Origin of the sequence: Micrococcus sp., assembly GCF_030523875.1 — a bacterium.
GTDB lineage: Bacteria > Actinomycetota > Actinomycetes > Actinomycetales > Micrococcaceae > Micrococcus.
On sequence record NZ_JAUNHR010000072.1, the window covers coordinates 1,915 to 11,128 of the forward strand.

Annotated in this window: 8 protein-coding genes, 1 tRNA gene and 1 other RNA gene; 6 read left to right on the forward strand and 4 right to left on the reverse strand. The window is 73.5% G+C overall.

All coding sequences use genetic code 11. The features are described from left to right. Both mptB (Q4D18_RS09320) and mptB (Q4D18_RS09325) read right to left on the reverse strand, forming a co-directional pair. On the reverse strand, nt 1–1,609 hold a 1,609-nt coding region (gene mptB, locus Q4D18_RS09320), incomplete at its 3' end, for a polyprenol phosphomannose-dependent alpha 1,6 mannosyltransferase MptB (RefSeq protein WP_303127632.1). A 68-nt stretch (nt 1,610–1,677) separates the two neighbouring features. Beyond that, complete coding sequence (mptB, locus tag Q4D18_RS09325) at nt 1,678–3,396, reverse strand: polyprenol phosphomannose-dependent alpha 1,6 mannosyltransferase MptB (RefSeq protein WP_303127634.1); 1,719 nt, start codon at nt 3,394–3,396, stop codon at nt 1,678–1,680. A 91-nt stretch (nt 3,397–3,487) separates the two neighbouring features. Here mptB (Q4D18_RS09325) and orn point away from each other — a divergent pair, with 91 nt between their 5' ends. The 3 genes from orn (at nt 3,488) to Q4D18_RS09340 (ending at nt 4,840) form a co-directional block, all read left to right on the forward strand. Continuing rightward, the gene (gene orn, locus Q4D18_RS09330; RefSeq protein ID WP_303127636.1) at nt 3,488–4,114 is read left to right on the forward strand and encodes an oligoribonuclease; all 627 of its coding nucleotides are present in this window, start codon (nt 3,488–3,490) and stop codon (nt 4,112–4,114) included. Between the two features lie 112 nt (nt 4,115–4,226). Beyond that, nucleotides 4,227–4,299, forward strand: a tRNA-His gene (locus tag Q4D18_RS09335). Between the two features lie 133 nt (nt 4,300–4,432). Continuing rightward, nucleotides 4,433–4,840 (forward strand): antibiotic biosynthesis monooxygenase, encoded by a 408-nt coding sequence (locus Q4D18_RS09340; RefSeq protein ID WP_303127639.1) that lies wholly within the window; start codon nt 4,433–4,435, stop codon nt 4,838–4,840. On the opposite strand, the gene Q4D18_RS09345 is transcribed toward Q4D18_RS09340, so the two are convergent. Beyond that, nucleotides 4,777–5,733 carry an alcohol dehydrogenase catalytic domain-containing protein gene (locus tag Q4D18_RS09345; RefSeq protein ID WP_368389640.1) on the reverse strand — a complete coding sequence of 319 codons (957 nt, stop codon included), beginning with the start codon at nt 5,731–5,733 and terminating at the stop codon, nt 4,777–4,779. The two genes, Q4D18_RS09340 and Q4D18_RS09345, sit on opposite strands and share 64 nt — an antisense overlap. Before the next feature lie 113 nt (nt 5,734–5,846). Between Q4D18_RS09345 and def the strand changes: the two genes are divergently transcribed. Both def and Q4D18_RS09355 read left to right on the forward strand, forming a co-directional pair. Then, the gene (gene def, locus Q4D18_RS09350; RefSeq protein WP_303127642.1) at nt 5,847–6,509 is read left to right on the forward strand and encodes a peptide deformylase; all 663 of its coding nucleotides are present in this window, start codon (nt 5,847–5,849) and stop codon (nt 6,507–6,509) included. A 62-nt stretch (nt 6,510–6,571) separates the two neighbouring features. Further along, entirely contained in the window at nt 6,572–7,102 is a 531-nt protein-coding gene (locus tag Q4D18_RS09355; protein WP_303127651.1) for an adenine phosphoribosyltransferase, read from the forward strand. A 93-nt stretch (nt 7,103–7,195) separates the two neighbouring features. Here Q4D18_RS09355 and Q4D18_RS09360 read toward each other — a convergent pair whose 3' ends face one another. Continuing rightward, entirely contained in the window at nt 7,196–8,641 is a 1,446-nt protein-coding gene (locus Q4D18_RS09360) for a glyceraldehyde-3-phosphate dehydrogenase (protein ID WP_303127645.1), read from the reverse strand. 158 nt (nt 8,642–8,799) lie between these two features. Between Q4D18_RS09360 and rnpB the strand changes: the two genes are divergently transcribed. Continuing rightward, nucleotides 8,800–9,184: RNase P RNA component class A (rnpB, locus tag Q4D18_RS09365), an RNA gene on the forward strand. Nucleotides 9,185–9,214: the final 30 nt, after the last annotated feature.

Sequence of the window (9,214 nt, forward strand, 5' to 3'; positions counted from 1 at the left end):
GGGTGCGGGCGGGGTCGGGGGTGCGGGCGGGACCGGTGAGGGACGGCCGGGGGCCTGCGTCGGGCGGCTCGGCGCCCGGTGGCCTCCCCCGCGGCTCGATGGTCTCATCCGGCGGCGCGCCGCGGCCCCGCGGGAAGACGGCGGCGGTGACGGGATCGCCGCGCACGATCCACCACGCGGCGGCCAGCGAGGCGGCGGCGGCCACCGTGCGGACGAGCCACAGGGGCAGCCACTGCGCCACGGACAGCTGGTCCACCACGCCCACCGCGGTCAGGGCGAGGACGGCGGCCGCCGTCACCCAGCCGAGCCATCGGGGGTGGTCGGCCGCGCCGGACAGGGGACGGGGGGCGCACGCCAGCAGGGGCAGCACCCACAGCAGGTACCAGGGCTGGACGATCGGGGCGGCGAGGACGGCCACCGCGAGGACCGCCGCGGACGCCGCCAGCGGCTCGGGGGCGCGACGGCGCAGGGACAGCCACGCGGTGAACGCCAGGGTCGCGACGGTCAGGGCGGTGTAGAACCAGCCGGCCACCTGCCGGGCGGGCAGCGGGGAGACGAGGTCGACCGCCCAGCCCAGGGCCAGGCCCACCAGGCCGGCCGGGGCGTAGGGGAAGGCGGCGTCGCCGCTGGTGGTCATCGCGCGGACCCATCCGAACCACAGTCCGGAGAGCGCGCCGAGCATGGTGAGCACGGCGAGCGTCGCCGTCGCCGTGGTGATCCACGGGCCGATGCGCCGGGTCCGCCGCAGCCGCGGGGCGCCCGGGCGGAACGGGGCCGCACCGGCGGGCAGCAGCATCCCCACGAAGGGCAACAGCAGCGCGGTGAGCGGCTTGATGGCCACGGAGAGGGCCACCAGGACGATCCCCCACAGCGCCGCCACCCGGCGCCGCGGGGCGCGCAGCATGAGCGCCAGGCCCGCCAGGAGCAGGCCCACCATGAGGGCGTCGTTGTGGGCGCCGGCCACCATGTAGAGCAGGAACAGGGGGTTGGCCACGACCACCCACACGGCCCACGGACCGCACCGGCCGCCGGGCTCGGCCAGACGCGGCAGGGCCCAGACGCACAGGGCCAGCCCCGCGAGCGCGAGCAGCCGGAACGCGGTGACGGACAGCTCCACCTGCCCCCCGGTGACGTGCCAGGTCCCCTCGGCGAAGAGGAGGAACAGCGGTCCGTACGGGGACGGGGACTCGGCCCACAGGGAGTCCGCGCCCTGCATGAACCATCCAGGCAGGCGCGAGACGCCCGTCTCGTACGGGTCCAGCCCCAGGGAGAGCAGCCGCCCCTGCTGGAGGTAGGAGAACACGTCCCGGGAGAAGATCGGCAGGGCCAGCATGAGGGGGGCGGACCACAGCCACGCCGCCCGCGCCGGCAGCCCCGCGTGGGCGTCCCAGCGCCCGTCCAGGGCCCGGCCCAGCCGCAGCCACGCACCGACCAGGCCGAACGTGCCCAGGGCCAGCAGCACCGCGCACGCGAGGACCCCCGGCAGCCCGGTGCGCAGGGGCACCAGCAGGGTGGATCCGGAGAACACCGACGACGGCGTCATCGGCTGCCAGCCCACGCCCCACGAGGCGACCATCACGGCCAGGGACGCGAGGAGACCCTCCCGCACGGTCCGGTGGGGGTCGGGTCGGGCCCGGCCCCGGGGGCGGGCCGTGGAGCCGGCGCCCGAGGGCCGGCTCACCGCGGACCCGGGGCCCGGCCGGCGTCGTCCGCGTCCGGGACGCGCACCACGGGGTGCGGGCGAGTGTGGCCGGCGTCCTCGGCGGGGCGGCGGCGCAGCCGGCGCACGCCCTCGCGCAGGGCCGGGCGCACGTGCCAGTGGTCCTTGATGAAGCGGCTGGTGCGCCGGTCCACCACGAGGATCCACGCGAGGCTGAGCGCGGACACGGCCAGGGAGATGGCCTTGACCTCGCCGGCGATGTCCAGGAACTGCCAGGTGAACAGCTGGTCGGCGGCGCCGAAGGCCAGGAAGTAGCCCACCGTGAAGACGACCCACTTGACCTGCCAGTTGTCCCGCAGGCCGAGCACCGCGAAGAACGGCAGCAGCCACAGCAGGTACCAGGGCTGGATGATCGGCGAGAGGACGACGAGGGCCGTGAACGCCCACGTCATGCGGGTGAGCACCCGGTTCTGGCGGCCGAGGAACATGAGGGCGAGGACGATCGCCACGGAGAGCAGGCGGCCGGCCGTCTTGTACGCGCCCTCGATGGCCTGCAGGTCCGGCTCTCCGCCGGTCAGCGCCACGAGGGTCTCCGTGGCGCGGGAGAGCATGCCCACCGGGGCCCAGAGGACGGTGCCGGAGCCGGTGCCCGCCATGACGGCCACCCAGCCGAAACCGAACCCGTTGAGCACGCCCACCACGGCCATCAGCCCGAAGGACACCGCTGCCGTGACGCCCCAGAACAGGAACCGCCGCGGCCAGCCGGCGTGCGGCCCCGCCCACAGCAGCCCGATGAACGGCAGCAGGACCAGGGTGATCGGCTTGATCCCTAGGGAGGCCGTCACCAGCACGACGCCGGCCAGGCCCCACGCCGCGCTCGCCCCGGCCGACTGGGGCCGGGCGGAGTGCCCGGCGCGCAGCGCGCACCACACGCCGGCCAGGGCCAGGCCCACCATGAGGGCGTCGTTGTGCCCGGAGGCCACGAAGGAGACGGTGAACAGCGGGTTGGCCGCGGAGATCCACTGGGCCCACGCCCCGTTGACCCCGAGACGGCGGGCCAGCAGGGGGACGAACACCATGGTCAGCACCACGCCGACCACGGCCACCAGGCGGAAGAGGAAGATGGCCAGGTCCGGGTCCGTGTCCCCGGAGATCCGCACCACCGCCTCCTCGATCCACAGGAAGACGGGGCCGTAGGGGGTCTCGGAGTCCGCCCACGTGGCGTCGGCGCCGAGCTGGAACCAGTTGGACAGGGAGGAGATCGCGTCCTCGTACGGGTCCTGGCCGGCGGCCATGAGCCGCCCCTGCCCCACGTACGCGAAGATGTCCCGGCTGAAGATCGGCAGGGCGAACACCATGGGCAGGCACCACAGGGCCGTGGCGAGGTTCACCCGCCGCAGGGAGCCGGAGCCGAAGGGGCGCAGCGTCTGGCCCAGCCGCAGCCACGCCCAGAACATCACCCAGCAGCCGAGGGTCAGCAGGACGGTGCCGACGCGCACACCGGACTCCTGCGTGCGCCACGGGATCAGCCACTCCCACCGGTTGATGGGCGAGGCCGAGGCCAGCCAGCCCACGCTGAACGAGCCCGCCACGAGCATCAGCGAGCCGATCAGGCCCACCGCGATCGGCCAGCCGGGCCGGCCCGCGGTCTTGGGGTCCGTGCGCAGCCCGCCGACGCCGATGTACTCGGGGCGGGACCGCGTGGACCCGGACGGCGGTGAGGCCGGCACGCTCATGCGGCGGTGTCCTTCCGTGGGCACGTCGAGGGGCCCCGCTGCGGGGCTGAGGGGGAATCTATCACCGGCGCCCGCGAGTAGCCTGGGCGCCATGACTGAGACGAGCACCCCCGCACAGGACACGCCCCCCCTGGTCTGGATCGACTGCGAGATGACCGGCCTGGATCCGGACGTGGACGAGCTCGTGGAGGTGGCCGTCCTCGTCACGGACGCGGAGCTGAACGTGCTGGACGAGGGCATCGACCTCGTCATCCGCCCCTCCGCGGCCGCCGTGGCGCAGATGGACCCGTTCGTGCGGGACATGCACACCTCCTCGGGGCTGATCAAGGAGTTCGAGGACGGGCTCGCCGTCGACGACGCCGCCGCCCGCGTCCTCGCGTACCTGACCGAGCGCGTCCCCGCGGGCAGGGCGCTGCTGGCCGGCAACTCCGTGGGCCAGGACAAGCTGTTCCTCTCCCGGTACATGCCCGAGGTGGTGGCGCACCTGCACTACCGGATCGTGGACGTCTCCACGGTCAAGGAGCTGGCCCGCCGCTGGTACCCGCGCGCCTACTTCCAGTCCCCCGCCAAGACCGGCGGCCACCGTGCCCTGGGCGACATCCGCGACTCGATCACCGAGCTGCGCTACTACCGCGAGACCGTCATGGTTCCCGCTCCCGGCCCCACCACCGAGGAGGCCAAGGCCGCCGCAGCCCGCGTGGCGCCGGCCTCGTCCTGACTCGCCGCGCGCCCGCCGCCGGGGCCCGTGGGCCGGTTCGGAGCCGGGACGGATCGTGGTGTATAGTCTTCCCCGTTGCTCCGAGCGGTCCGCCGCCCACGGAGTGGACATGGTGGGCGTAGCTCAGTCGGCAGAGCGTCTGGTTGTGGTCCAGAAGGTCGCGGGTTCAATCCCCGTCGCTCACCCCGCCAAGGCCCCCGGAATCACGTGGATTCCGGGGGCCTCTCCGTGTCCGTGGTCGCGTGCTCCATGACAGGCGTAGGTTGGCCGGTGACGGCGTCGCGCCGGCGCCGTCCGTCCACCATCGAGGAGGCCGACGTGTCTGTCGTCAAGATCAACGCCATCACCGTGCCCGAGGGCGCGGGCCCCGAGCTGGAGAAGCGGTTCGCCGCCCGCAAGCACGCGGTGGACCAGGAGCCCGGATTCGAGGGCTTCCAGTTGCTGCGCCCCACCGCGGGCGCGGACCGCTACTTCGTGGTGACCACCTGGGCCTCGGAGGAGCACTTCGCCGCCTGGCGGGACGGGCGCATGCCCGCCGCGCACGCCGCGGAGAAGGACGGCCGGGCTGGTGTGCGGGGGGGTGCACCGGGGGGCCTCAGCCCCCCCGGCCCCGAGGGGGGCCCGGGCCCCCCCGGGGGGGGGGGCCCCGACGCCGTCGCGGGTCAGGACGCGGAGACGATGACCTTGAGGGCCTTCTCCTCGGCGGCGCGGCCGAAGGTGTCGTAGGCCTGCTCCCACTCGTCGAAGGTGAAGCGGTGGGTGACGAACTCCTCCGGCTTCACGGTGCCGGCCTCGATGTCCCGCAGCAGGTCCGGGGCGGTGGTCGCGTTGACCAGGCCGGTGGTGAATCGGATGTTCTCGATCCACTTCTCGTGGATGGGGAACTCGAAGGCCTTGCCGTGCACGCCCACGTTGGCCACGGTGCCGCCCGGGCGCAGGGCGTCGAGAGCGAAGGTCAGGGTCTGCGGGATGCCCACGGCCTCGATGGCCACGTCCACGCCCAGCCCGTCCTTCGTCATGCCCTTGACCTTCTCCAGCGCGCCCTCGCCGCCCGTGACGACGTCGGTGGCGCCGAAGTCGCGGGCCCGCTCGAGGCGGTACTCGTTGGTGTCCACCGCGATGACCCTCTCGGCCCCGGTGGAGCGGGCGGTCATGATCGCGGCCAGGCCCACGGGGCCGGCGCCGACCACCACCACGGTGTCCCCCTCCTGGACGCCGCCGTCGCGCACGCCGATCTCGTAGCCGGTGGGCAGGATGTCGGAGAGCATGACGCCCTGCTCGGCGGAGACGGACTCGGGCAGCGGGATGAGCCCGTTGTCCGCGAAGGGCACGCGCACGTACTCGGCCTGCGTGCCGTCGATCAGGTGGCCGAAGATCCAGCCGATGCCGCCCACCGTCTGGCAGTGGGAGGTCAGGCCGCGGCGGCAGTAGTCGCAGTCCATGCACTTGGTGACGCAGGAGACGATCACGCGGTCGCCGACCTCCACGTCCGTGCACTCCGGACCGACCTCGGTGACGACGCCGACGCCCTCGTGCCCGAGGATGCGGCCCTCGGTCACCGCGGGCACGTCGCCCTTGAGGATGTGCAGGTCAGTGCCGCAGATGGTGGTGGTCTTGATCTTGCCGGTCGCGTCGGAGGGGTTCTGTCTGGGCCGAGGGGCCCCGGCGGCGGGGAACGTCTCACCGGTAGACTCGGCGGGTCCCGTGCCACCCCCGTCGAAGGGCCCTCCCCGTGCCTGTCATCCGCCCCATCACCGTCTACGGCGAGCCCGTGCTCCACACCCGCGCGGCCGAGGTGGAGGTGATCGACGACGCCGTCCGCGAGCTGATCGAGGACATGTACGTCACGCAGGAGGCCGCCCGCGGCGTCGGCCTGGCCGCCCCGCAGGTGGGCGTGGGCCTGCGCATCTTCACCTGGACCTTCCCGGACACCCAGGACGCCCCGAACGTGGGGCATGTGATCAACCCCGTGCTGACCTACCTGGCCAAGCCGGCCCAGGGCGACCCGGACCCCCACGAGGACACCGAGGGGTGCCTGTCCGTGCCGGGCCACGGCTTCCCCCTGCTGCGCTCGGACCACGTGCGCGTCACCGGTCAGCGCGTGGACGGCGAGCGGATCGACTTCGAGGCCCGCGGCTGGTTCGCGCGCATCATGCAGCACGAGTACGACCACCTCAACGGCACGCTCTACGTCAACCGGCTCGAGGGCAAGTGGGCCCGGCGCTGGAAGCGGGCCCAGCGGGCCGAGCGCCTCAACGTCCCCGGGGTGACCTGGCTGCCCGGCTCCGACCCGGACCCGTTCGGCTACGACGCCGAGGACCACGAGCACGACCACGACGCCGAGTCGGCCGCACCCTCCCATGACGTCGCCGGGCGCGAGGACGACGCGCGGTGACGGCCCCCCAGACGGCCCCCGCCGAGCACGGGGCCGTGCGTCTGACCGGCCCCGCCGCCGCCCTGCCCGCCCCGCGGCGGGCGGCGCTCGAGCGCGCCGCCGCCCTGTTCCGGGCCGTGCCCGACTTCCCCGTCCCGGGCGTGGTGTTCCAGGACGTGACCCCCGTGCTCGCCGACCCCGACGCGCTGCGCACGGTGGTGGAGGAGATGATCGCCCCGTACGCGGGCCGGTTCGACGCGGTGGCCGGGCTCGACGCCCGCGGCTTCCTGCTGGCCGGCTTCGCGGCGGCGCTGACGGACACGGGCGTGATCCCGCTGCGCAAGGCCGGCAAGCTCCCCGTGACCGCGGGGCGGGTGGCCTACGACCTCGAGTACGGCAGCGCCGCCCTCGAGGCCTCCCCCGAGCTGGCCGAGCCCGGCCTGCGGGTGCTGGTGCTCGACGACGTCCTCGCCACCGGCGGCACCCTCGCCGCCGCCCACGAGCTGATCACCGCGTGCGGCGCCGAGGTGGCGGGCTCCGCCGTCGTGCTGGAGGTGGACGGCCTGGACGGGCGCGCCCGCGTGCCGGAGGCCCTGGCCCTGTTCACCGCCTGATCCCGCCGTCCGTACCCGGACGCGCCGCGGCCCCGCCACCTCCTCCGGTGACGGGGCCGCGGCGTCCCGGCTCCTGCGGGGAGCCGGACCGGATCAGGCCTGCGGGAAGACCGGCAGCGGGGCGCCGGCCATCTTCTTCACGCAGCGCACGACCTGGTGGGAGTAGCCGTACTCGTTGTCGTACCAGACGTAGAGGATGGCGTTCTTCCCCTCGTTGTTGACCAGGGTGGCCAGGCCGTCGACGATGCCGGCGCGGTTGGAGCCCACGAAGTCCGTGGACACGACCTCCGGGGAGTCGATGTAGTCGATCTGGCTGTGCAGCGGGCCGGTCAGGGACTCCTGCTTCAGGCGGGCGTTGAGCTCCTCCACCGAGGTGGGCTTCTGCAGGGACAGGTTGAGGATGGCCATGGACACGTCCGGGGTGGGGACGCGGATGGCGTTGCCGGAGAGCTTGCCCTTGAGCTCGGGCAGGGCCTTGGCCACGGCCTTGGCGGCGCCGGTCTCCGTGATGACCATGTTCAGGCCGGCGGCGCGGCCGCGGCGGGCGCCCTTGTGGAAGTTGTCCACGAGGTTCTGGTCGTTGGTGAACGCGTGCACGGTCTCCACGTGGCCGTGGTCGATCCCGTACTCGTCCTGGACCACCTTCAGCACCGGGGTGATGCCGTTGGTGGTGCAGGAGGCGGCCGAGAGGATGGTGTCCTCCGCGGTGATGTCGTCCGAGTTCACGCCGAAGACGATGTTCTTCATGTCGCCCTTGCCCGGGGCGGTGAGGATCACCTTGGCGGCGCCGGGGGCCTTGAGGTGCTGGGACAGCCCCTCCACGTCGCGCCACTTGCCGGTGTTGTCCACCACGATGGCGTCCGTGATGCCGTACGCCGTGTAGTCCACCTCGGACGGGTCGTTGGCGTAGATCACCTGGATCTCGGTGCCGTTGGCGGTGATGACGTCCCGCTCCTCGTCCACGGTGATGGTGCCGTCGAACGGGCCGTGGATGGAGTCGCGGCGCAGCAGGGAGGCACGCTTGACGAGGTCGTCCTCGGAGTTGCGGCGCACGACGACGGCGCGCAGGCGCAGCGCGGACCCGCCGCCGGCCTGGCCGAGGATGATGCGGGCCAGCAGGCGGCCGATGCGGCCGAAGCCGTAGAGCACCACGTCCTGGGGCTCGCCGAGGCCCTCGCCCGACTTGCCCTTGACGTCCGCGAACTCGGCGTCGAGGAAGGCCTGCACGTCCTGGCCGGAGGCCTTGTGCTTCTTGGCCAGCTCGGCCAGGTCCACGGAGGCGGCGCCGAGGTCCATGCCGGCCATGGCCTCGACCAGCGCGTAGGTGTCCTCGAGGGGCAGCACGACCTCGTCGATGCGGCGGGCGAAGCGGTGGGCCCTGATGATGTCGATCACGCCGCGGTTCACGAGGCTGCGACCGTAGATGCCGGTGACCACGTTGTTCTCGCGGTAGAGGGTGCCCAGCAGGGGGACCATCTTCTCGGCGAGCTCCTGCTGGATGTTCCACTCGGGGGTCTGGGTCGAGGCGGTGTCTGCCACGGGAGTCCTTCCTGAAAGCCTGTGGGGCCCGTCCGGGGATGGCCCGTCCGGGACCTCGTCGTCCACGGACAGCGCCATTCTATGCGGCGCCCGTCCCGCGCGGGGGTGTGCGTCCGGGTCCGGGGCGGCCCCGCCGCCCGCGTACACTGGCGGGCGGGACGGACCGGCGGACGGCCGCGTGCCCGCCCTTCGGGGTCGGGCGCGAGGAAAGTCCGGGCACCGCAGAGCAGGATGGTGGACAACATCCACCCGGGGTGACCCGCGGGCCAGTGCAACAGAGAGCAGACCGCCTCCGCGCCTCGTGCGCGGCGGTGAGGGTGAAACGGTGGTGTAAGAGACCACCAGCGGCCCCGGTGACGGGGTCGGCTCGGTAAACCCCATCCGGTGCAAGGCCGAACAGGGCGCGTCACGAGGGCTGCTCGCCCCAGCGTCCGGGTTGGCCGCTCGAGCCCGTCGGCGACGGCGGGCCCAGATGGATGGCCGTCACCTCGTCCGCGGCGACGCGGCGAGGCACAGAACCCGGCTTACAGCCGGTCCGTCCCCTCGCCCGCCTCGACGCCCTCCACGGGGAGG